Raw genomic sequence first — 22,061 nt, forward strand, 5'->3', positions numbered from 1 at the left:
CCGCCTGCGGGGTTACGCCCGTGGGCGGACGCAGTGGTCGAGCGGCAGGCGGTGGAGGTTGTGCTCCTCTGCCGGTAGGCGATTTCCGGTCACCAGTGCCGCGGGTCCGGCGGCGTGGGAGCCGGGCAGCGAGGGCGGCGGCAGGGCGCCCAGCCCGCTGCCACCACGCGCCGCTGGGGGATCCACGGTGAGCCCGCCCGGCCCTGCGCCTGCTGTGGCACCTATTGACGCGGCCGGTCCCATGGTGTGAATGTTGCACCGGCACTTCACACATGGACACATCAATTCACGCCCGGGTAACCCATGCGCCCTTGCGTAGACCGATGCTGACTGTCCATCAGCGTGCCGGTATCCATCGAACCTCCAGTGCACCACGTGTCACATGTCGGCAGAGTTGACATGATCATGACGCTCAGCATTTCGGGCTAGCGCACAGCGGGCCCCCGCCGTGCGCCCGGTGAGAGGAACCGCTTCGATGAACATCCGTAAGGCCGCCCTGGCGGCAGTGGCGGTCGGCGCGTTGGTCGCCGGCCCGGTCATCCTGCCGGCCGGCGCGGCACAGGCGCAGGGCACCGCAGGCAGCGCCAGCGCCCCCAGCGCCGCAAGTCCCAGGATCGGCACGGCGGCCAGCCTGCCCAGTCCCGAACTGGTCAACCGGGGCACCGCCCAGGTCTGCGCCGGCATCGCGCGGGGGCGCTGCCTGGCCCAGGTGGTCACCGTGGCCCACGGCTCGGCCAAGCCCCTGGTGACCAGCACGCCGGCGGGGTACGGGCCGGCCGACTTCGCCGCCGCGTACAACCTGCCGGCGGCAAACGTCGGCCCGGCCAACACCATCGCGATCCTTGACGAGGGCGCGTTCCCGACGCTCGAAGCCAACCTCAACGCCTACCGCACGCAGTACGGGCTGCCCGCGTGCACCACGGCCAACGGCTGCTTCAAGCAGGTCGGCGAGCACGGCGGGGCGCCGCTGGCTCCGGGCACGACCGCCGACGAGAAGAACTTCGACGAGCAGGTCGGCGTCGAGACCACGCTGGACGTCGACATGGCCTCCGCCGCCTGCCCGACGTGTCACATCCTCGAGATCACCGTCAACCGGGACATGACGACCAGTCAGGACCAGGCGGCCGAGGACTTCGGCGTGGCGATGAACACGGCGGCGTCGCTCGGGGCGTCGGCGGCCAGCGTCAGCTACCAGTTCGCGCCGGACGCGACACTCGACCTGGGGCAGGCGGCCCGCGACTTCTACCACCCGGGCATGGCGATCACCGCCTCCTCGGGTGACGGCGGTTACGAGGGCACGCCCTCCGGCTGGCCGCAGAACCTGCCGACCGTCACCTCCGTCGGCGGCACCGCCCTCTATCGCTCGCCCGGCGCCGGGCACAACGGCTACACCGAGGTGGCCTGGGACGGCTCCGGCAGCGGCTGCGCCGCCGAACTGCCGCCCGCGCTCGGCCAGCCCACCGGTGTCTCGGCCAACTGTGGTGGCCACCGCGCCGGTTCGGACGTCTCCGCGGACGCCGACCCGACCACCGGCGCGGCCGTCTACGACGACTACACCCCGTTCTCCGGCCAGCCGCAGAGCTGGCTCGCGGTGGGCGGCACCAGCCAGTCCAGCCCGTACATCGCCGGCCTGTACGCCCGTGGCGGCAACCTGGCCGCCGTCGAGGGGCCGAGCACCCTCTACGCCGCTCCGTCCTCGGCGTTCAACGACGTCACGCTCGGCCAGAACGCCCCGACGAACAGCGGCTGCACCGTGCTGTGCGTCTCCGGCTCCGGCTGGGACGGCCCGACCGGCCTGGGGACGCCCAACGGCCTGTCCGGCTTCTGACCCGCGCGTTCGCGGGAGCCGGAGCGAGCGGGCCCCGGGTGGGCGCCGGTACGAACCCGTACCGGCGCCCACCCGCCCGCAGCTGAGCAGGCGTCGCTACGGGACGGTGACGACGACCTTGCCCCGGATGTGCTTGCCCGCGAAGTCGGCCACGGCCTGCGAGGCGTCGGCGAACGGGTAGGTGGCGCCGGTCTCCACCCGCAACCGTCCGTCGGCCGCGCGGGCGGCCAGGTCCGCCAGGTCGCCGGGCTCGGGGGTGAAGCTGCCGATGTAGACGCCGGTGACTCCCCGGCCCAGGTCCTGCGGCCCGAAGAGGGGGGAGACCAGCCGGCCCCCGGTGCGGGCCGCGCGGGCGGTGTTGGAGAGCGCGTCACCGCGATTGACCAGGTCGACCACCACGTCCACCCCGTCGGGGGCCTGGCGCAGCGTCTGCTCCGCGACGTCGCCCGCCTTGTAGTCGACGGTGCCCTGCGCGCCGAGCCCGCGCACGTAGTCCGCGTCCTCGGCTGTCGCGGTGGCGATCACCTTGGAGCCGAGCGAGGCGGCGAGCTGGACCGCGTACAGGCCGATACCTCCCGTCGCACCGACCACCAGCACGCTCTCCCCTGCCGCGAGGCCGACCGCGCGCAGCAGGCAGGTGGCCGTCATCCCGGACTCGGGGATGGCCGCGGCGGTCGGAGCGGCGAGGCCGGCGGGCCGCTTGGCGAGGTGCGGGCCCACCGCGACCACGGTGTACTCGGCGACGGCCCCGGCTTGACCGGTGAAGGCGAGCACCGGGTCGCCCGGTGCGTAGGCCGTCACCCCCTGACCGAGTTCGGCGACGGTTCCGGCGGTGTCCATCCCCACGACGAGGGGGTGCTCGACGGGGTAGATGTCCTTCATCGCACCCGTGATCAGCGCGAGGTCCAGCGGATTGAGGGCGGCGGCCTCCACCTTGAGCAGCACCTCACCGGGACCCGCGACGGGCTTCGGGAGGTCGGTGACGACGACCCCGTCGAGCGTCGTGTACTCGCGGGCTACGAGAGCCTTCATCGGGGAACTCCAGTCGGGCGTCAGCGCGGAACAGGTCGCGTTCACTTCTACACCCTGGTGCCCCCGAACCCAGGTCAACGGCGTCGGCGGCGCGGCGGGGTCATCCGTTCCGGCGCCGACGGTCACTCCCAGGTCGCGGACGGGCCCCACACCTCGGTGAGCAGAGCGTTGACCAGCTCGGCCCTGTCGCGGTGCGGGTAGTGGTCCGCGCCGCTCACCCGGACGGCCCGCGCACCGATCCGCTCCGCGACGAACTCCCCGCACGCCATCATCGCTTCGCCGATGAAACGGCGGTAGTCCGGATGCGCGGTCTCCCAGGTGCCGTTGACCACCACCTTCGGCCAACTCGCCGCGGCCAGCGGCGCCAAGTCGATCTCCGCGTCCCAGGCGACGCGCTCGGCCATCGCCGAGCGCGCCGCGCGGAGCCGGCGCGGGGTGAACTCGGGGACCGGGAGTCCGTAGTCCTCGGTCGAGTACCGCAGGTATTCCTCGGGGCTCATCGGGGCGCGTTCGGTGCCGAAGGCCGCCCTGATCTCCTGCAACGCGGCCGCCACCACTGGGTGCTGCTGCGCGACCCGCAGCACCGGCGGCTCGATCAGCACCAGCGAGTGGACGGCCTCGGGCTTTCGCGCGGCGGCGATCATGGCACCCGCAGTGCCGTAGGAGTACCCGACCAGATGCGCACCCGCGCCCAGCAACTCCACGACATCGTCGGCGTCCACCTGGTAGTCGCAGCGATCGATGTCCGGGCTGTCGCCGTAGCCGCGCCGGTCCATCAGCTCGACGCGGAACGCCTGCGCCAGCGGCCGCTGTTCGGCGAAGCACTCGGTGCCCCACGTCATCGTCCCGTGGACCAGTACCGCGCGCGGCACCTGCCGCTTCGACTCGTTCCAGACCGTCACATGAACCGGTTCGCGTCCCATGGGTCTCATGTTATGAGAGGTCAGGGCATCGAAGCCAGGTCGACGGCCGCCTGCTACCGTCCCCGCATGATGAAGCGTGTGCCATTCACCGGTGGCGAGAAGGAGAGTCTGCAGGTCGCCCTCGACCGGCATCGCGATGCGGTGCTGTGGAAGCTGGACGGTCTCGACGACGAGCAGGTGCGGCGGCCGATGACGCCGTCGGGGACGAACCTGCTGGGGCTGGTCAAGCATCTCGGGGGCGCCGAACTCGGGTGGTTCTGCGAGGCGTTCGGGCGCGAGACCGGGCCGTTGCCGTTCGACTTCGAGGTCGACGAGACGTCCGACATGCGGGTGGAGCCGGACGAATCCACGGCGGACATCCTGGCGTTCTACGCCCGGGCCCGGGCCGCCGCCGACCAGGTGATCGGCGAGTTGGAGCTGGACGACCTCGGCAAGGCGTGGTTCGGCGACGCGGTGTCCCTGCGCTGGGTGCTGATCCACATGACGACGGAGACGGCACGGCACGCGGGCCACCTGGACATCCTGCGCGAGCTGATCGACGGCCGGACGGGCGACCACAACCGGAGCTGACGGCACTCCACCACCCGGGACCTCAGCTCAGCGGCCGGCAGAGCAGCGCGTCCGGCACCCCCTGGGAGACCCACTTCCAGGTGTAGGCGACGCCCGCGAGGTACTCGCCGTCCGCGCACTGCCCCTTGTAGTCCCCCGGGGCCCAGTCGCTGCCGCCGGACCCGCCGGTGCTCGGCCGGTTGTCGCCGTGGTCGAACCAGACGTCCCGCCCGCCGGTCGGCAGTGCGTGCGCGGCGGGCGCGCAGAGCAGCGCGGACATCGCGCCGCCTCGGACGCTGTAGCCCACCGCGAAGTCCCCGTCGGGGCACTGCAGTTTGTTGTAGCCGGAAGCCCAGTCGCCGTCGGTGACATACCGCTCGTCGGTGACCACCACGTCCGGCGCCCCGCTCTTCACGGGCTCGCCGGCGTCCGTGCACAGGCCGCGGCTGCTGCTGCGGCCCAGGCCCACCAGCCGCTCGGTGTCGGGGCAGGCGGCCTTGCGGGCGCCGGAGTCCCAGTCGGGCAGCGCGAGCATGGTGGCCGAGACGTCGTAGTCGGCGTGGTCGAGGTCGAGCAGGTTCCAGTGGTTCACGTCCGGCGCCGGACCGGTCAGGCTCGGCGCGGTGAGCAGCTTGTTCCAGTCGGCGGCGCGCCAGTCGCCGGGATCCTCGACGCTCAGCTGCCGACCGCCGGCGTCGTACGAGAGCATCGCCCAGTTGTCCATCGGTGCACCGGAGTTGTCGGTCCAGCCGACCAGCGGCCAGATCGCGAAGTCGGTGTCGTTCGCGGCCAGGATGCCGGTGAACTCGTCGAACCAGGCCTGCTCCTTGGCGTCCGTGGCGCCGCGGCCGGCCGCGCCGAACTCGCTCACCCAGACCGGCGCGGTGAAGTGCTGGCCCGCCTGGGTGACGAACAGCGCTTCCTGGTTCACCACTTGGGCGAGCTGAGCGGGCGTGAAGTCCTCGTAACGCGGGTCGTTGGTCGCGCCCAGGCCGCTGCCGGCACCGGAGTTGGCGGGGCCGGTGTAGGCGTAGAAGTGCGCCGAGTAGACCAGCTTGTCCGACTCGATCAGGGTGTTGGAGAGGGTGGCGACCGGCGTCAGCATCGGCCGCCCGTGCGGCAGGCCGTTCAGCGGGATGCCGTACCAGTTGATGCCCTCCATGATGATCAGCAGGTCCGGATCGGCCTGCAGGATCTGGTTCCCGGCCTCCTCGAAGGCGGCGTTCTCGTCGTGGGCGTCGCCCCAGCCCCAGTTGGGGTCGTCGGTGACGTCGCGGCGCACCTCGTTGCGCAGGTCGGCGCCGACCACGCGCTTGTTGGACTGGTAGCGCCGCACCATGAACAGCCAGTCGGCCTCCCACTGCTGGGTGCTCTGACCGCTGTTCCAGCGCTCGTTGCCGTCCAGTCCGCAGCACCAACGAGCCGTGGTGGTGTGGTTGTTGAGGATCACCGCGAAGCCGTCGGCGGTCAGCGCGGCCACCACGGCGTCGTAGACCTGCAGTGGGGTGTCGCCGCTCAGCTGCGGGTTGGCGGCCACGGCCGCGTCGGGCACCGGCGTGCTGTCGTGGACCAGCGCGTTGGAGAACGGCAGCCGGATGCTGTTGATGCCCAGGCTGTGGAACCCGGCCAGGATGGTGCCGATCGGCGCCCGGTCCAGGCCCAGCGGCAGGTTGTTCGACGGTTCGCCGTGCGCGTTGTTCGCCGGGTCGTCGACCGCCCCGCTGCCGGTCCAAGTGCCCTGCGCGCCCTCCCAGTTGCCGGACTGCAGCTTGAACCGCCGCCCGGTGGCGTCGACGACGTACCGGCCCTTGGTGCTCAGCGGGCCGGTCCAGGAGGCCGCGAGCTGGGCGCCGGTCAGAACTCTCGGGCGGGCGGCGGCCGTTGTCGCGCCGGCCTGGCCGGAGCCGGTGCCAGCCGACCAGGCGAGCAGCGAGAGCAGGGCGGCGCCGGCTGCCACGGCGCGGGTCGCGAAGGTCTTCATCGTCCGTCCAGGAGTGGTGGGGAGAGGGCCACGTGCTCGAAGAACGGCGATGCCGTCGGCTCATGATGGCGGGTCGTCGTCGTGGACGGAACAACCTGAGCGGACGTCTGGATGACTATTCAGTAACATTGCACGGAGGCTTTGCGCGTCAGCAGGTCACCGGGTCCGCCGCCCCAGCGCCAACGCGTAGCGGTCGATCGCCGCGGCGAACGCGGCGGCCTGCACCGTACCGGCCGCCGCGGCGTCCGGCGCGCCCCGGTGGCGCAGCAGCACTTCCAGCTCCCCGTTCGCCTGCCGGGTGACCAGGCAGTCCCAGGCGCCGGAACCGGACAGCCGGGCGTGCAGCCGGTGTCGGCCGGCCTGCTGCGGCAGTTCGGCGGCGGCGATCGTGGCGGCCAGGTCGTCGAGGCTCTCCGTGCCCAGCGGGTATTCGCGGTCGAGCAGTGGCTCGCTCCCGGCGCCGAGCGCGAAGAGCCGCAGCACCCGTGGAGCGGTCAGCCGGCACCGCCACAGTTCGTACGCCGTCACCAGGGCGATCCGCACCACGGTCGCCACCGGATCCGGTTCGGCCTCCTCGGGCGCGCGCCAGCTGAGCCGCTCCACCACGCGGGGCAGTGCCGGCAGCGCTAGCCAACGGCCGTCCGGCGTCACCCGGGAGGGGGCGAACCCCTCGACCAGCCGGGCCAGCCCCGCCAGCGGGTCGGCGCCCAGGAACCACCAGCCGCCGGGGTCCTGGATGTAGAGCCGCCCGTGCGCGTCGACGCCCAGCAGCGACCCGTCGGCCGAGCCCACCGGGAAGACGGCCGCGCCGACCAGACTCGAGAGCAGCGTGTAGGCCGCCCGCGCGTACTGCCCCTCACGCGGGTCGATGACGCAGCCGCGCGCCACCACGTCGACTCCCGGACCGACCGGACGCAGCGTCAGTGCCGCGTACTTGCGGATGAGTTGCTGCGCGGCCGGGAAGAGCTGCCAGGCGCCGGTGGCCGAGGGCCCCGGGGTCGCCATGGTCTCGATCAGCCAGCGTCGGGCCGTCGAGGCGGGGTCGTACCACGTCGTCCAGCCGCCGTCCGCGAGAGCGGTGCGCAGGACGCCGGGCAACTCCGTGTGGTGCCGGTCGCTCATGAAAGGAGGATCTCCACGCCCAGCACCTCGAGCAGCGCGGTGCAGGAGAGGCACGGCGCGATGACCTGCCCGTGCTGCGGGTCGCCCTCGTCGCGCACGGCGCGGGAGATGATCTGGCTGCCGGCGAAGTGCGGGACGGCCTGCGCGATGGTGCAGACGGTGCCGTCCGCCCGCTCGTCGTCGATCCGCCAGAACTGGTCGGCGACCAGCAGGGATTCGGCGCAGTAGCCGATGAACGGCTCCCGCTTGGAGGGCGGCAGCGACGTCAGGAAGGCCGCGATGGTCGGGTGCAGGTTCGGCTCGCCGTCGCCGGACAGGCTGGTCGCGCTCACCAGCGTGTCGCCGACCACCAGCGAGGAGGCGACGGTCGGCACCTCCGGCGGTCCGATGGGTTCGCCGTCCAGGCCCACCGGGGACTCCGGGCTGTTCCCGCTACCGACGAAGAAGTCCTCGGCGTCCCGCAGCACGCCCCCCGACAACCTGGTCTCGAAGGCCTCCCAGGCGTCCTCGCCGAGGTAGTAGCCCCCGGTGTGGTGCAGGTAGAAGAACCTGCCCCGGGGGGTGATCAGCACGGTCCCGTCCTCGGACGTCTCGTAGCCGACCGGGAAGAGCGCCTCGCCGAGCGACTCCGCCAGCTCGTTGATGTCCTCCGCGTCGCCGTCGTAGCCGGGCGTCGGCTGCAGGATCATGGAGACCCCGGAGCCGCCCGGGTAGATGAGCGTCAGATCACCGAAGGTGTGCAGGAACTGCGCGGCCGCCCGGGACGGTGCCAGCGGGCTGCCCTGCTCCTCGGCGTCCTCGACCAGCAGGGCGATCAGCTGCTCGGCGCGCGCGCCGATGTCCCGGCCGGGATACCAGCCGTGCGAGGTGAGCCAGTCTTCGGTCTCGCGGCCGGTGGGCGGCGGAGCCATGGAGAGCGTTCCGATCTGTGGGTCTACTTGATGGGGTTGACGCCGAGGCGGGGCAACAGGTGCGTGCAGGTCCCGCAGGGTGGTTTGTACTCCCCGTGTTTCTCGCCGGGACCTCTGCTGTCACCGATCTGCCTGGTATGCATATTGCCACCGGACAGGGCCGCTTTGGCCTCCTCCACCGTCGTGATCTTCGTGCCGTCCGGATCCAGCTGGTGCAGGCGGTCGCTGAGCAGCGAGACTTCGGCGCACTTGCCGTGTCCCGCGCCGAGCGGGTCGATCTTCCCGGCCTTCTGGTCCTGCTCGATCTCGTCCAGCACCTTCGCCACCATCGGGTGGGTCGTCGGCTTCTCCTGCAGGCCGTTCTTCTTGGTGCTGGTGTGGGACGTGATGGTGTCCCCGTGTTCGAAGCTGCCGGCGCAGCCTGTCGTCACCCGGTACTCGCCGGGGCCGGGCGCCACCTTGGTGTTCCGCGGCGCCCTCGCGGCGTCGGCCAAGGTGGCCGACTCGTCGCGCAGCACCGTCTTGCGGGCCTCGCTGTCCAGGCCCGTGACGGAGAGGGCCGGCCCGCGGTGGCCCTTCATGTCGCCCGCGGTCTTGCCGTGCCAGTCCGGCTGGGGGTCGAGCTTGACCCCCTTGGGCTGGGGGCTGCTACCGCTGCCGCCCTCGCCGCCGGGGTGCCCGCCCCCGTCGCCGCCGCCCGGGTGGCCGCCGCCCTCGCCGCCCGGGTGCTCGCCGCCCTGGCCGGGCACCTTCGGATCCTTGACGGTGTCGTGCTTGCCGTCGTCAAGGATCTTGGTGAGGTGCGTCGCGTGCTCGGCGTCCGTCTTGGTGGTGTTCTCCACCACCTTCTTGGCGCCGTTCGCGGTGTCGCTGTACAGCCCGTGAACGGCCTTGCCGGTGTCGTCGGTGAGCGCCTTGCCCAGCTTCTTGGCGCCGCCTTCGAGGGCCTGGACGATCGCGTTGGTCATACGAACGTCACAGTCGCCATTTTGGTCCGCAGTTCGTCGGCGTGACCGGCCACCGTCTGGGCGTGCTGGCTCATCGTCTCCGCGTGCTGGATCAGCACGGCCGGGTCGACCATCATGTGCGTGCCGGCGCCGTCGCCGCCGGGCTTCACACCGAGCGCGTCGGCGGCGGCCGAGTAGACCAGGCCGCTGACCGCCCGGCCGACCACGTCGACCAGCGGGTCGATCGCCTTCTCGATCACCTCGCCCAGGATGTGCTGGACCACCTGCTGCTCCAGGTAGTCGATGGCGGCTTCGGCGGCCTTGATGATCCCCGCCTCGGCGACCTCGGCCAGGCCGAAGGTGACCACGGCCGCGGCCTGGTCGGCGACGAAGGAGACCGCCAGCCCGATCAGTTCGGCGATCGCGGTGCCCTTCAGCCCGACGATCACGTCCGCGGCCACGTCCAGCGCGTCGGCCACCACATGGCAGGCGTTGATCAGTTCGGTCATGTGATTGCTGGACATGTGCGACCAGGCCGAGACCAGGGCCTCGTAGGACTGGCCCTGGTAGGCCTCGGACATCTGTTGCACGGTGGCCGTCGAGGCCTGGTGGGTACTGTCCACCTTGTCCGCGAAGTCCCGGATGTGCGTGGCCAGATCACGTACCTGGTCCTCATTGACGTTCGGCCAGTTGATCCCGATGAACTGGAGGAACGACACCACCTCGTCAGGCAGCTCGATCGCCATGACGCCCCCTCATGAATTGCTCGGCACAGGGACGGTAACAGTCGCTCGAACTTCGTGGCCACACCGGGGCGGCGAGGACGGTCCGTTTCAGCCGCTCGACGTACGAGTCGGGTCTCAGGCCGCCAGCAGCAGAGCGGGCCGGCTCAGCAGCGGCCGGCCCGCGGAAGCCCGCCCGCGCAGCGCGAGTCCGCGCAGCGCGAGCCCTACGCAGAGCGCCGCCAGCGGCAGCTCGGCGCCCGCCGCCATGGCGAGCGCGGACAGCAGGGCACCGGGCTCGCCCGCCGTGCCGATGTCCCACCCGGCGTCGGCCAGCAGCAGGACGGCGGCCAGCGCCGCGATCGGGCGGTGCAGGCGGTGGTCGGTGCGCAGCAGCCAGGCCGCGCCGAGCAGCGCGGCGGCCTCGGCGAGGTCCAGCGCGACCCAGCCCGCCGCGTGGCGCAGCGTCAGCGCCAGCACCACGATCCACGGCAGCAGCGCCAGGCCGGCGCCGCCGAGCAGGACGACGAGCAGGTGCCTGATCCTGGTGTCCATCGCGATTCCCCCCGCACTCCGTGTCTCAGGCTCGGTGTCTCAGGACGCCCGGGACGGCCGCAGCCGCTCCCGATGTCCGTCCGGCCAACTGGCCACCACACCCGCCAACGGCCCCGGCGCGGTGGCCAACCAGAAGCCGCCGTCCAGCTCGCGCGGCTCGGCCGGGCGCCAGAGCGGCCGCAGCCGGCCGCCGGCGAAGACGACGGCCGGCAGCCGCCCGGCCGCGTCCAGCCGCCCCCAGGCGAAGCCGGTCGGCCGCTGCCCGTCGACCACCGCGCGGCGGGCGCCGCGCAGCAGTTGGCCGCCGAGCGTGCTGGCCACCACCACGTCGAGCAGCTCGCCGTGCTCGTAGACCTCCAGTGCCGGGCGGCCGCCACGGCTGACGGTCAGCCGGGCCGACCAGGGGCCGGCCACCGGCCAGGTCAAGGCGGTCGGCCGGGCGCCCGCCGCCTGCCGGACCTCGCGTGTCGCGTCCATCCGTGCCACCCCGTTCATCACGCCCGCCACTTGGCTCGCCGCCGTCCGCTGTCCGGCATCCGTTTTCCGACAGCCTCCAGCCTGCCGATTCCGGCCGCCTGGGTCGCTGGCGTGGGGGCCCGTCTTGGGGGTGTACCTGGCTACACCCCCGGCCTGCACCCTGCTGCACTGACCGCGCCTGGAGTGTCCCCTTAAGCTGTGCGACGTGATCGGGACCGGTGGGCTGCGCCAACTGCGCGAGGGGATCCGCCGGGGGACGGCGCACCCGAGCCTGGCCTGGCTCTCCGAGCACGACAACGGACCGGAGGCCGAGCCCAGCACCCGTCCCACCGAGCGCCCCGCGCGCACCCCGCACGTCGCGCCCTGGTCCGCCAAGGCCGCCCGCGAGGTGCGGCTGGTCGCGGCCGGCCTGCCGTTCCTACTGCCGCTGGTGACGGTGGTCACCGTCAGCAAGCTGGCAGTCGCGGTCAGTTGCCTGCTGCCCGTCATCCTGCCCGCGCTGACCCGGGCCCAGCGCGGCCGCTTCCGGGCGCTGGGCGACCTGGAGATCCGCCCGCACCCGCCGGTCGCCTCGCCCGGTGCCCCGGTGCTGTGGCGCCTGCTGGCCTGGTGCAGCTCGGAGTCGACCTGGCGCCAGGTCGGCTACCACCTGCTGATCGGCCCGGTGTTGGCCCTGGCCGGCCTGGTCGCGCTGCTGGCCCTCGGGGCCGGCGGCACCATGGCCACCGTGCTGCTCTGGCACGCGCTGATCCCGCGCGGCAGCGCGGTCCGCGCCAGCTTTGCGCTCGACGTGCTGCTCACCGTGGTCGGGCTGGCGCTGCTCCCCGCCGGCCCCTGGCTGGCCGTGCGGGTGGCCCGGATCGACCGGCGCGCCGCCCGTGCGCTGCTCGGGCCCAGCCGGGCACGCGAGTTGGAGCGCCGGGTGGAGGACCTGGCGGAGAGCCGGGCCGGTGTGGTGGACGCCGCCGACGCCGAGCGCCGCCGGATCGAACGGGACCTGCACGACGGTGCGCAGCAGCGCCTGGTCTCGCTCGCGATGAACCTGGGCCTGGCCCGCAAGACGCTCAAGGACGTCTCCCCGGAGGCGATGCGGGTGATCGTCGAGGCGCACGAGGAGGCCCAGGCGGCGATCGCCGAGCTGCGCGACCTGGTCCGGGGCCTGCACCCGGTGGTGCTGGAGGACCGCGGCCTGGACGCCGCGCTCTCCGGCATCGCGGCTCGCGCCCCGCTGCCGGTGCGGCTGGCGGTCGACCTGCCGGCCCCGATGGCGCCCACCGTCGAGGCGGTCGCCTACTTCGTCGTCTCCGAGGCGCTGGCCAACGTCGCCAAGCACGCCAGGGCCTCCCGCGTCGACCTGTCGGTCCGTCAGCAGGACGGGCGGCTGTGCATCGTGATCCGCGACGACGGCGTGGGCGGCGCCGACGCGTCCCGCGGGACCGGCCTGACCGGGCTGCGCAAACGCGCCGCCTCGGTGGACGGCACCCTGACCATCAGCAGCCCCTTCGGGGGCCCCACCCTCATCACTGTGGAGTTGCCGTGCGAGCTGTGATCGCCGAGGACTCGGTCCTGCTGCGGGTCGGCCTGGTCAAGGTCCTGGAGGCGGTGGGCTACGAGGTGGTCGCCGCCGTCGGGGACGCCGAGGCGCTACTGGCCGCCGTCGAGGAACACCAGCCGCAGGTGGTCGTCACGGACGTGCGGATGCCTCCGAGCTTCACCGACGAGGGCGTGCGGGCGGCGCTGCTCATACGCCGGCAGTGGCCGCAGGTGGCGATGCTGCTGCTCTCCCAGTACGTGGAGGAGCGGTACGCCGCCGACCTGCTCTCCTCCAACACCAGCGGGGTGGGCTATCTGCTCAAGGAGCGGGTGGCCAATGTGGACGACTTCGTCGACGCGCTGCAGCGGGTGGCCGCCGGCGGCACGGCGCTGGACCCCGAGGTGGTCGCCCAGCTGCTGGTCCGCCGCCACCGCGATCCGCTGGAGAAGCTGACCCCGCGCGAGCGGGACGTGCTCAAGCTGATGGCGGAGGGCCACTCCAACGCGGCGATCGCCGAGGCGCTGGTGGTCAGCGACAGCGCGGTGGCCAAGCACATCAGCAGCATCTTCACCAAGCTGGACCTGCCGGCCGCCGACGCCACCCACCGCCGGGTGCTGGCCGTGCTGCGCTTCCTCGGGGAGGGCTAGCGGTGGCCTGGCTGAGCGGCGCGGCGCGACCCGGCCGGGAGCGCCGGATCTGGCGGTCCATCGGGACACTGTCCGGGGTGCTGGTGGTCCTGGTCGGCGCCGGGCAGACCTGGAGCGGCTTGGTGCGGCAGAGCGCGGTCCGGCCGGCGAGCTACCCGAGCGGCGTCACCGCGCTGGAGCTGGACGTGCAGAACGCCAGCGTCTCCGTGACGGCGACCGACAAGGACCACGTGACGGTCCAGCAGGTCGAGCACTGGACGGTCAGCCGACCGGTGGTCACCCGCACGGTGGTCGACAACACCCTGCGGATCTCGGCCCGCTGCCCGCAGGTGCTCGGGATCAGCGAGCCGTCCTGCTCCGTCGGGCTGGACATCGGGGCTCCGCTCGCCACCGCCGTCACGCTGACCAGCAGCTCGGGCGACACCAGGATCCGGGGCCTGGCCGGCGACCTGAGCCTGCGCAGCTACTCCGGCTCGATCCAGCTGGACGACGTCTCCGGCCGGATCGCCGCGCGGCTGACCAGCGGCTCGATCAGCGGCACGAACATCTCCTCGGCCGAGGTGCAGGCCGCGGTCACCTCGGGCTCGGTGGACCTTGGCTTCGCGGCGCCGCCCCGCAGTACCGCGCTGAACTGCTCCTCGGGCTCGCTCACCGTGCGGCTGCCGCCGGGCAGCACCTACCGCCTCAACGTGGCCGGGCCCTCCGACGTGAATCCGGCGCTGAACGACCCGACCTCGCCGAACTCGATCGTCGCCACCTGCGGCTCGGGGCACACCGGCCTGGGCTACACCTCGGGCTGACCGGCCCCGGTCGGGCGGCAGAAAGAGGGCCCGCGCGGCGGTGGGGGACAATGGAGAGTCCCGTCCACCCGCTCCCGCCGAGGACCGCCCGCGCATGACCGTCACGCCCGAAGCACCCGCAGCCGCTCCCGAAGCCTCCGCCGGCGAGTTCGCGCCGCTGTCGATCGGCCCGCTCCAGGTCTGGCCGCCGGTGGTGCTCGCGCCGATGGCGGGGATCACCAACGCTCCGTTCCGCACGCTCTGTCGCGAGCAGTCGGGCGGCAAGGGCCTGTTCGTCTCCGAGATGATCACCACCCGGGCGCTGGTCGAGCGCAACGCCAAGACCATGCAGCTGATCCACTTCGATGCGAGCGAGCAGCCGCGCTCGATCCAGCTGTACGGCGTGGACCCGGCCACCGTCGGCAAGGCCGCCCGCATGATCGCGGAGGAGGACCTGGCCGACCACATCGACCTCAACTTCGGCTGCCCGGTCCCCAAGGTGACCCGCAAGGGCGGCGGCTCGGCGCTGCCCTACAAGCGCAACCTGCTGCGCGAGCTGCTGCGCGAGGCGGTGGCGGGCGCGGGCGGGCTGCCGGTCACCATGAAGATGCGCAAGGGCATCGACGAGGACCACCTCACCTACCTGGACGCCGGCCGGATCGGCGCGGAGGAGGGCGTCTCGGCGATCGCCCTGCACGGCCGCACCGCCTCCCAGCACTACGGTGGCACCGCGGACTGGTCGGCGATCGCCCGGCTGCGCGAGGCGGTCCCCGCGCAGGTGCCGGTGCTCGGCAACGGCGACATCTGGTCGGCGCCGGACGCGGTGCGGATGATGCGCGAGACCGGCTGCGACGGCGTGGTGGTCGGCCGCGGCTGCCTGGGCCGGCCGTGGCTCTTCAAGGACCTGGTCGCGGTCTTCGAAGGCGTCACCGACCCGGTCCGCCCGAGCTTCGCCGAGGTGGGCGCCACCATGCTGCGCCACGCCGAGCTGCTGGGCCGGTGGATGAAGGACGAGCAGCGCGGCGTCGTCGACTTCCGCAAGCACGTCGCCTGGTACACCAAGGGCTTCTCGGTCGGCTCCCAGCTGCGGGTCAAGCTGGCGATGGCAGGCTCGCTCGACGAGCTGGCCGGGCTGCTCGCCGAGGTCGAGCAGGAGCAGCGCTGGCCGGCCGGCGCCGACGGCCCGCGCGGGCGCACCAGCGGCAACGGCCGGGTGGTCCTGCCGGAAGGCTGGTTGGACGATCCGTACGACTGCGCCGTACCGAGCATTGACGCCGAATCGGACAGCTCCGGCGGCTGATTCATCCAGAGCGGCGAAAACGCCCGCTCGGGGCCCTGGGACGAGGTGTCCTGGCCCTCTTGGCCGATCTGGCCAAGAGGGCTCCCTTTTGGCAGATCGTCATCACTGAGAGCACACGAAACGGCGCGTTGGGCGACGAATGGACGAGTTTCGATACGTACGATGAGCGAGTCGCGTCCGTGACTCTTGCCACACCAAAGAGTGACTGACGGCGCGTCAGGGGCATGGAAAGTGCCACGGCGTCCAAATCGCTTCCCGAACGGGCGCTCGGGCCGATCCGTCCCTTGGCTGCAGGAAATCAAGCCGGGGAAACACGGTGGACCATCCACCACTACCCTCTGTCCGGCCCAGGCGATCTTCGCGTGTCCGTGTCTTCAATACTTGAACGATCGCTAGCGTCATCCGGACGATTTCGGCAACAGAGGTGAACGCCTTCACAAGCATTTGATCCCGAGGGTCGGTACCGGTCCTCAGGATCGGACGGCCTATCGACGGCGCGCAATCGCCTTCGAAATGGGTATGTTCTCCGGCGTCAGGCAACCCCGTGCGAGGAGACCGACCCGTGGCGGCGACGCAGAAGTTTGTTTACTCCTTCACCGAAGGAAACAGGGACCTCAAGGACCTGCTGGGTGGCAAGGGCGCGAACCTGGCCGAGATGACCAACCTCGGGCTCCCGGTGCCCCCCGGATTCACCCTCACCACCGAGGCCTGCAAGGTCTTCCTGGAGACCGGCGCGGAGCCCGCCTCGCTCAACCAGGAGGTCGGCGAGCACCTGTCCGCGCTCGAGGCGCAGATGGGCAAGAAGCTCGGCCAGGCCGACAACCCGCTGCTGGTCTCGGTCCGCTCCGGGGCCAAGTTCTCCATGCCCGGCATGATGGACACCGTCCTGAACATCGGCCTGTCCGACGCCTCGGTGGCCGGCCTCGCGGCCCAGTCCGGCAACGAGCGGTTCGCCTGGGACTCCTACCGGCGCCTGGTCCAGATGTTCGGCAAGACCGTGCTCGGCGTGGACGGCGAGCTCTTCGAGGACGCCCTGGAGCAGGCCAAGCACGCCAAGGGCACCGTCAACGACCTGGACCTGGACGCTTCCGACCTCCAGGTACTGGTCGAGACCTTCAAGGCCATCGTGCAGCGCGAGACCGGGCGGGCCTTCCCGCAGGACCCGCGCGAGCAGATGGACCTGGCCATCCACGCCGTCTTCCACTCCTGGAACGGCGACCGGGCCCGGCTCTACCGCCGCCAGGAGCGGATCCCGAACGACCTGGGCACCGCGGTCAACGTCTGCACCATGGTCTTCGGCAACCTCGGCGAGGACTCCGGCACCGGCGTCGCCTTCACCCGCGACCCCTCCACCGGCGCGGTCGGCGTCTACGGCGACTACCTCTCCAACGCCCAGGGCGAGGACGTGGTGGCCGGCATCCGCAACACCCTGACGCTCGCGGACCTGGAGCAGCTGGACAAGAAGTCCTACGACGAGCTGATGGCGATCATGCACAAGCTCGAGCTGCACTACCGCGACCTGTGCGACATCGAGTTCACCATCGAGCGCGGCAAGCTCTGGATGCTGCAGACCCGGATCGGCAAGCGCACCGCCGCGGCCGCCTTCCGGATCGCCGTCCAGCTGGTCGACCAGGGCCTGATCGACCTGGACGAGGCGCTGCACCGGGTGACCGGCGGCCAGCTGGCCCAGCTGATGTTCCCGCGCTTCGCCCCGCAGCCTGACTCCAAGCAGATCGCCTGGGGCCTGGCCGCCTCGCCCGGCGCCGCGATCGGCAAGGTGGTCTTCGACTCCTACACCGCCGTCAAGTGGTCGCGCTCCGGCGAGAAGGTCATCCTGGTCCGCCGCGAGACCAACCCGGACGACCTGGACGGCATGATCGCCGCCGAGGGCATCCTGACCTCGCGCGGTGGCAAGACCTCGCACGCCGCCGTGGTGGCCCGCGGCATGGGCAAGACCTGCGTCTGCGGCGCCGAGGACCTCGAGGTCGACACCAAGCGCCGCAAGATGACCACCTCCGACGGTCTGGTGATCGAGGAGGGCGAGGTCGTCTCCATCGACGGCGCCTCCGGCAAGGTCTACATCGGCGAGGTGCCGGTGCTGCCGTCCCCGGTGGTCGAGTACTTCGAGGGCACCCTGCACGCCGGCGCCGACATCCAGGGCGGCCTGGTGCAGGCCGTGCACCGGCTGATGTCGCACGCCGACGTACGCCGCCGGCTGGCCGTGCGGGCCAACGCCGACAACGCCGAGGACGCCAACCGGGCCCGCCGCTACGGCGCCCAGGGCATCGGCCTGTGCCGCACCGAGCACATGTTCCTCGGTGAGGAGCGCCGCAAGGAGGTCGAGCACCTGATCCTGGCGGACAACGACAAGGACCGGGAGCAGGCGCTCTCCACCCTGCTGCCGCTGCAGAAGGGCGACTTCGTCGAGCTCTTCCAGTCGATGGACGGACTGCCCGTCACGGTCCGCCTGCTGGACCCGCCGCTGCACGAGTTCCTGCCCGACATCACCGAGCTGTCGGTGCGCGTCGCGCTCGCCGAGGCCCGCAAGGACCCGAACGAGAACGACCTGCGCCTGCTCCAGGCGGTGCACAAGCTGCACGAGCAGAACCCGATGCTGGGCCTGCGCGGTGTGCGCCTGGGCCTGGTCATCCCCGGCCTGTTCGGCATGCAGGTGCGGGCGATCGCCGAGGCGGCCGCCGAGCGCAAGCTGGCCGGCGGTGACCCGCGCCCCGAGGTGATGATCCCGCTGGTCGGCACCGTCCAGGAGCTGGAGATCGTCCGGGACGAGTGTGAGCGGGTGCTCGCCGAGGTCGCCGTTTCGACCGGCGTCAAGCTGGACATCAAGCTCGGTACCATGATCGAACTTCCGCGGGCCGCCGTGACGGCCGGTCAGATCGCCGAGGCGGCCGAGTTCTTCTCCTTCGGAACGAACGACCTCACCCAGACGGTCTGGGGCTTCTCCCGGGACGACGTGGAGGCCTCGTTCTTCACGGCCTACCTGGAGAAGGGCATCTTCGGGGTCTCCCCGTTCGAGACCATCGACCGCGACGGCGTCGGCGCGCTGGTCAAGCACGCCGTCAAGGAGGGCCGGGCCACCCGTCCCGACCTGAAGCTCGGCGTCTGCGGCGAGCACGGCGGCGACCCGGAGTCGGTGCACTTCTTCCACGAGGCGGGCCTGGACTACGTCTCCTGCTCGCCGTTCCGGATCCCGGTGGCGCGCCTGGAAGCCGGCCGCGCCGCCCTCGAGACTGCGGGCAGCGACTCTCGCTGACCCGTGCCCCCCTCCAGCGGGGAGGGGCGTCCGGCGGTGCTCGGCGCAGGAGAACCGCCGGACGTACTGAGGCCGGGGCGGGAACGGACAATGGCGTCCGTTCCCGCCCCGGCCTCGCGCCGTTATGCATGCTGAAAGTACTTTCCAAATTGGAAAGTAGGTGCCATCCTGGAAAAGAAGTCCACACCCAGGGGGAGCACCATGACCAGCGATTCCGTCCTTCATTCCGCCGAGCCCGCCGAGCCAGCTGATTCTGCCCGGGCCCTCGATCCCGCCGAGGCCCTCGCGCTCGCCGAGCGCGCGAACGTCGCCGCCCACCGACCGCGGCTGCTGCCCGGCTGGTACGGGCCGACTTTCGGCGCGATCCTGGCGGGTTACGGCACGCTCATCGGGATCTCCCGCGCCTACCACCTCACCTGGCTGCTGCCCGCCGGCATCCTGCTCTTCGCCGCCCTGATGGGCCTGGTGGCCAGGCTCGGCATGCGCAGCACCGGCGTGGTCGGCCGGCTCGACGACAACCGGGCCTGGCGCGGCTTCATCCGGGGCGGCACGGCGGCGGTCGTCGCGGTGGCGGGCGTGGTCGGTCTGGCCTGCTGGCCGATCGGCGGCCAGCTGGCGGCCTGCGCCGGGGCGGGAGTCGGCGGCGGCTTCGGCTTCTGGGCGCTGATGCTGCTGGCCAACCGGCGGGTCCGCGGGGAGCGGGCCGCCGCGTGAACACCGTCGATCCGCTGCTCCAGCTGCCGACCCGGTTGACCCTGCTCGCCTTCCTCTGCGGCTGCACCGAGGCCGAGTTCGGCGTGGTGCGGGACTACTGCGAGGTCTCCGACTCGGTGCTCAGCAAGGCGGCGAGCGCGCTCGAGGCGGCCGGCTACCTGACGGTCAAGAAGGGCTACGTCGGCAAGCGCCCGCGCACCTGGCTCGCCGCCACCCGCACCGGACGCACCGCCCTGACCTCCCACCTCGCCGCGCTGCAGGCGCTGGCCGCCGTCGCCACGGCCGCCGGCGCGGCGACGGCCGAGCAGCGGGGGACCCCCTGACTCCTGGTCAGGGGTCCTCGGCCGGCGCGAATCATGAAACACGCCCAGGTCCTGTCGTCAAACCCCCTTCTGCTCGGCGACGCCATGCACGCACTCTCGCCGCACCGGGCGCAGGCCCGAGTACGCCCAGTACGAGGGCCCGCGCCCGGCACGCCGAGAGCACGCACCTGACGCCGCCAAGCCGCCCTGCGGGCGAACGAAGGGGGTTTGACGGCAGGACCTAGCCGATCCGCTGCCGCGCCCAGCTCAGCCGGTGGTACGGCCCGTGCGGGCCGGTGGCGAGCAGGGTGCGCAGCTCCCGCAGCACGGTCGCCGCGTCGGTGCGCAGCTGGTGGGGGGTGGCCCGGACCACCGGTAGTCGGGCCGCCGCCAGCCGGTTGCCCCGGGTCAGGGTGCGCTCGTAGTCCGCCGGGCGCAGGTGCCAGGCCCGCGAGTCGATCTCCAGCGCCACGCAGGCCTGCGGCCAGAACGCGTCCGGGATCGCCAGGAACCGTCCGTCCAGCATCAGCACCGGATTCCACAGCGGTTCCGGCAGGCCGCCGCGCCGTAGGAGTTCGCGGGCCTCGCTCTCCGCGATCGAGTAGATGCCGCAGGTCAGCTCGTCGGCCACCTGCTGCACGTGCGGCAGTGCCGCGGTGGTCGACGGTCCGCCGAGCAGCCGGGTGAGCAGATCGGCGCGCTCGCACAACCGCCGCTGCGTCGCCTCCGCGCAGAGCGCCCGGAACTGTCTACCGCTGGTCAGATGCGGTGCCACGTCGGCCAGCGCCCGCCCGACGCCCACGCTCCACAGGCCGTCGTCCCGTTCGAAGCCGGCCGGTAGTCCGCTGGCTCTGGCCGGGGCCCGGTGCACCCGGACGAAGTCCCGGCTCGCCACCCGCCGCCCCGCCGGGATCAGCACGTCGACCACCTCGATGTCCGACGGGTGCCCGGCGCCGGTCAGCCCGGCATCGGCCAGCACGGCCAGGCCGGTGAGCAGGACGGCGCCCGGGCGTGGCCGCTCGCCCTTGGGCGCGGCGTAGCTGAGCGCCGCGCGCAGGCGCTGATGCGCGGTCAGCCGCCCGCTCTGCAGGCAGATCACCCGCGGGAGCACCCGCTGCCAGGGCCCACCCGGGCGCAGTCGATGCGCGATGGTCCCGGACGGGACCCCGTGCTCGATCAGCTGCGCGCGGGTGACGATGTGCTGCTGGTCGGCGCCGAGCAGCCGGACGGAATCGAGGGGAGTCATGGCGGGGTGGTGCCCAGCCGAACCGTGGGTATGCGAAATATCCCCCTCAGGGGGTCATCTCCACCACGTGTTGACTCGGGCGCCGGCCACGCTCCAGTCGTGCTCCAGTCGTGCTCCAGCGACGGTCGGGTCAGGGTCAGGCCGGGATCAGCGCGCCGGCGTGTCTGACGCACTCCTGGTCGAGCTCGCGGCCCATGCCCCGGTCCAGCCGCCGCTCGGGCGCGCTCGGCGCGATCGCGGCGGCGATCCGCAGCTCGATGATGTCCCGCACGGCGGGCCACTCCTCGGCCAGGATCGAGTAGAACGCGGTGCTGCGCACCACCCCGTCCAGCCCGCGGCTGTGGGCCCGCCGCACGCCTTCCGAGGTGGCCCCGAGCCGCTCGATCGCCGCGCGCGAGCGCAGGTTGCGGGCGTCGGCGCGCATCGAGATCCGCTGCACGCCCCAGGTCTCGAAGGCGTGCCGGAGCATCAGCAGCTTGGCCTCGGTGTTGATGCCGGTGCCCTGGGCGTGCGCGGAGAGCCAGGTGCGGCCGATCTCGGCGGCGTCCGGCACGGCGGTGGCCGGGTCGCCGATCGGGCCCGAGGGCAGCGGCGGCCAGACCACCGGGCCCTGCCAGTAGTCCAGTTCCAGGAACCGGGTGGAGCCGACCACCAGGCCGTCGGCCGCCCGCACGCTGGCGAAGACCAGCGACCGGCCGGCCGCCATGTCGCGCTGCGCGGTGGCGATGAACTCGCGGGCGCCGTCCAGGCCCTGCGGGACGGCGGTGAAGCCGAACGAGGTCCGATCCGCGGCGGCGGCCGCGGCCAGCCCTTCGGTGTGCTGCTCGGAAAGGGGCTCCAGCCGAACGGTGCGGCCGGTGAGGGTGACAGGTGCTGGCACGGAACCTTCGGTCCTTCGGCGGTCGGAGGGACCCTCGCGCCCAGGGTGCGGGCGTTCGGGCTGGGCAGATCGCCCCGGCCGGGGGCTCCGCCGCTCCTCGGGTACGCCGGAGCTCGGTCGTACGACGGGGGAGGGGCGGCCCGGAACGGGCAGCGCGGTGCCGGAGCGGGCACGGTTCTCATGGACCGGTCCGGCGGGGAGTTGCGGGGGGACAGTGTGCGTCCGCGAGATGGCCGAAGAAGGAACGAAGGCGCGAAGGGAAGCAGGCGGCCAAGTGAAGGCAAGGTGCGAATCAGGGGGCTGGCCGCACATGGATCGGGCCGCGGCCCACGGCGTGACGG

At 72.2% G+C, this 22,061-nt stretch carries 20 protein-coding genes; 9 read left to right on the forward strand and 11 right to left on the reverse strand.

Going from position 1 to position 22,061, the window contains the following annotated elements; translation table 11 throughout:
• Positions 1-475 precede the first annotated feature (475 nt).
• On the forward strand, positions 476-1,828 hold the full coding sequence (locus ABH937_RS08515; protein WP_370217744.1) for a peptidase S8: 1,353 nt from the start codon (positions 476-478) through the stop codon (positions 1,826-1,828).
• Between the two features lie 96 nt (positions 1,829-1,924).
• On the opposite strand, the gene ABH937_RS08520 is transcribed toward ABH937_RS08515, so the two are convergent.
• Both ABH937_RS08520 and ABH937_RS08525 read right to left on the reverse strand, forming a co-directional pair.
• A complete protein-coding gene (locus ABH937_RS08520; protein WP_370217745.1) occupies positions 1,925-2,860 on the reverse strand; it encodes an NADP-dependent oxidoreductase in 936 nt (311 codons plus the stop codon).
• 122 nt (positions 2,861-2,982) lie between these two features.
• On the reverse strand, positions 2,983-3,783 hold the full coding sequence (locus tag ABH937_RS08525; RefSeq protein ID WP_370217746.1) for an alpha/beta fold hydrolase: 801 nt from the start codon (positions 3,781-3,783) through the stop codon (positions 2,983-2,985).
• 66 nt (positions 3,784-3,849) lie between these two features.
• Here ABH937_RS08525 and ABH937_RS08530 point away from each other — a divergent pair, with 66 nt between their 5' ends.
• Entirely contained in the window at positions 3,850-4,353 is a 504-nt protein-coding gene (locus ABH937_RS08530) for a DinB family protein (RefSeq protein ID WP_280690316.1), read from the forward strand.
• 22 nt (positions 4,354-4,375) lie between these two features.
• Here ABH937_RS08530 and ABH937_RS08535 read toward each other — a convergent pair whose 3' ends face one another.
• The 7 genes from ABH937_RS08535 to ABH937_RS08565 all read right to left on the reverse strand — a co-directional run bounded on the left by ABH937_RS08535 (position 4,376) and on the right by ABH937_RS08565 (position 11,047).
• Entirely contained in the window at positions 4,376-6,313 is a 1,938-nt protein-coding gene (locus ABH937_RS08535; protein ID WP_370217747.1) for a glycoside hydrolase family 5 protein, read from the reverse strand.
• Positions 6,314-6,469: 156 nt separating this feature from the next.
• On the reverse strand, positions 6,470-7,435 hold the full coding sequence (locus ABH937_RS08540) for an SUKH-3 domain-containing protein (RefSeq protein WP_370217748.1): 966 nt from the start codon (positions 7,433-7,435) through the stop codon (positions 6,470-6,472).
• Complete coding sequence (locus ABH937_RS08545) at positions 7,432-8,346, reverse strand: SUKH-3 domain-containing protein (RefSeq protein ID WP_370217750.1); 915 nt, start codon at positions 8,344-8,346, stop codon at positions 7,432-7,434. Before ABH937_RS08545 ends, ABH937_RS08540 begins: the two co-directional genes overlap by 4 nt.
• 23 nt (positions 8,347-8,369) lie before the next feature.
• On the reverse strand, positions 8,370-9,314 hold the full coding sequence (locus tag ABH937_RS08550; protein WP_370217751.1) for a YwqJ-related putative deaminase: 945 nt from the start codon (positions 9,312-9,314) through the stop codon (positions 8,370-8,372).
• Complete coding sequence (locus ABH937_RS08555; protein ID WP_280690311.1) at positions 9,311-10,039, reverse strand: WXG100 family type VII secretion target; 729 nt, start codon at positions 10,037-10,039, stop codon at positions 9,311-9,313. The genes ABH937_RS08550 and ABH937_RS08555 overlap by 4 nt, the downstream gene beginning before the upstream one ends.
• Positions 10,040-10,153: 114 nt before the next feature.
• A complete protein-coding gene (locus tag ABH937_RS08560) occupies positions 10,154-10,570 on the reverse strand; it encodes a hypothetical protein (RefSeq protein WP_280690310.1) in 417 nt (138 codons plus the stop codon).
• A 39-nt stretch (positions 10,571-10,609) separates the two neighbouring features.
• Positions 10,610-11,047 carry a hypothetical protein gene (locus ABH937_RS08565; RefSeq protein WP_280690309.1) on the reverse strand — a complete coding sequence of 146 codons (438 nt, stop codon included), beginning with the start codon at positions 11,045-11,047 and terminating at the stop codon, positions 10,610-10,612.
• Between the two features lie 205 nt (positions 11,048-11,252).
• On the opposite strand from ABH937_RS08565, the gene ABH937_RS08570 reads away from it, so the two are divergent.
• The 7 genes from ABH937_RS08570 (at position 11,253) to ABH937_RS08600 (ending at position 19,615) form a co-directional block, all read left to right on the forward strand.
• Complete coding sequence (locus tag ABH937_RS08570) at positions 11,253-12,596, forward strand: histidine kinase (RefSeq protein WP_370217753.1); 1,344 nt, start codon at positions 11,253-11,255, stop codon at positions 12,594-12,596.
• Positions 12,584-13,228: a response regulator transcription factor gene (locus ABH937_RS08575; RefSeq protein WP_280690307.1), complete on the forward strand. Its 645-nt coding sequence runs from the start codon at positions 12,584-12,586 to the stop codon at positions 13,226-13,228. The genes ABH937_RS08570 and ABH937_RS08575 overlap by 13 nt, the downstream gene beginning before the upstream one ends.
• Positions 13,229-13,230: 2 nt before the next feature.
• The gene (locus tag ABH937_RS08580; RefSeq protein ID WP_280690306.1) at positions 13,231-14,028 is read left to right on the forward strand and encodes a DUF4097 family beta strand repeat-containing protein; all 798 of its coding nucleotides are present in this window, start codon (positions 13,231-13,233) and stop codon (positions 14,026-14,028) included.
• Positions 14,029-14,122: 94 nt separating this feature from the next.
• Positions 14,123-15,307, forward strand: a complete 1,185-nt coding sequence (gene dusB / locus ABH937_RS08585) for a tRNA dihydrouridine synthase DusB (protein WP_280690305.1) — start codon at positions 14,123-14,125, stop codon at positions 15,305-15,307.
• A gap of 562 nt (positions 15,308-15,869) precedes the next feature.
• Positions 15,870-18,578 (forward strand): pyruvate, phosphate dikinase, encoded by a 2,709-nt coding sequence (gene ppdK / locus ABH937_RS08590; RefSeq protein WP_280690304.1) that lies wholly within the window; start codon positions 15,870-15,872, stop codon positions 18,576-18,578.
• A gap of 201 nt (positions 18,579-18,779) precedes the next feature.
• On the forward strand, positions 18,780-19,292 hold the full coding sequence (locus tag ABH937_RS08595) for a hypothetical protein (protein ID WP_370217754.1): 513 nt from the start codon (positions 18,780-18,782) through the stop codon (positions 19,290-19,292).
• The gene (locus ABH937_RS08600) at positions 19,289-19,615 is read left to right on the forward strand and encodes a transcriptional regulator (RefSeq protein WP_280690302.1); all 327 of its coding nucleotides are present in this window, start codon (positions 19,289-19,291) and stop codon (positions 19,613-19,615) included. The genes ABH937_RS08595 and ABH937_RS08600 overlap by 4 nt, the downstream gene beginning before the upstream one ends.
• A 220-nt stretch (positions 19,616-19,835) precedes the next feature.
• Here the strand turns inward: ABH937_RS08600 and ABH937_RS08605 are convergent, their stop codons facing one another.
• On the reverse strand, positions 19,836-20,840 hold the full coding sequence (locus tag ABH937_RS08605) for a hypothetical protein (protein ID WP_370217755.1): 1,005 nt from the start codon (positions 20,838-20,840) through the stop codon (positions 19,836-19,838).
• 136 nt (positions 20,841-20,976) lie between these two features.
• The gene (locus ABH937_RS08610; RefSeq protein WP_280690300.1) at positions 20,977-21,720 is read right to left on the reverse strand and encodes a GNAT family protein; all 744 of its coding nucleotides are present in this window, start codon (positions 21,718-21,720) and stop codon (positions 20,977-20,979) included.
• Positions 21,721-22,061: the final 341 nt, after the last annotated feature.

It is taken from the genome of Kitasatospora sp. GAS1066B (assembly GCF_041262605.1).
Classification (GTDB): domain Bacteria; phylum Actinomycetota; class Actinomycetes; order Streptomycetales; family Streptomycetaceae; genus Kitasatospora.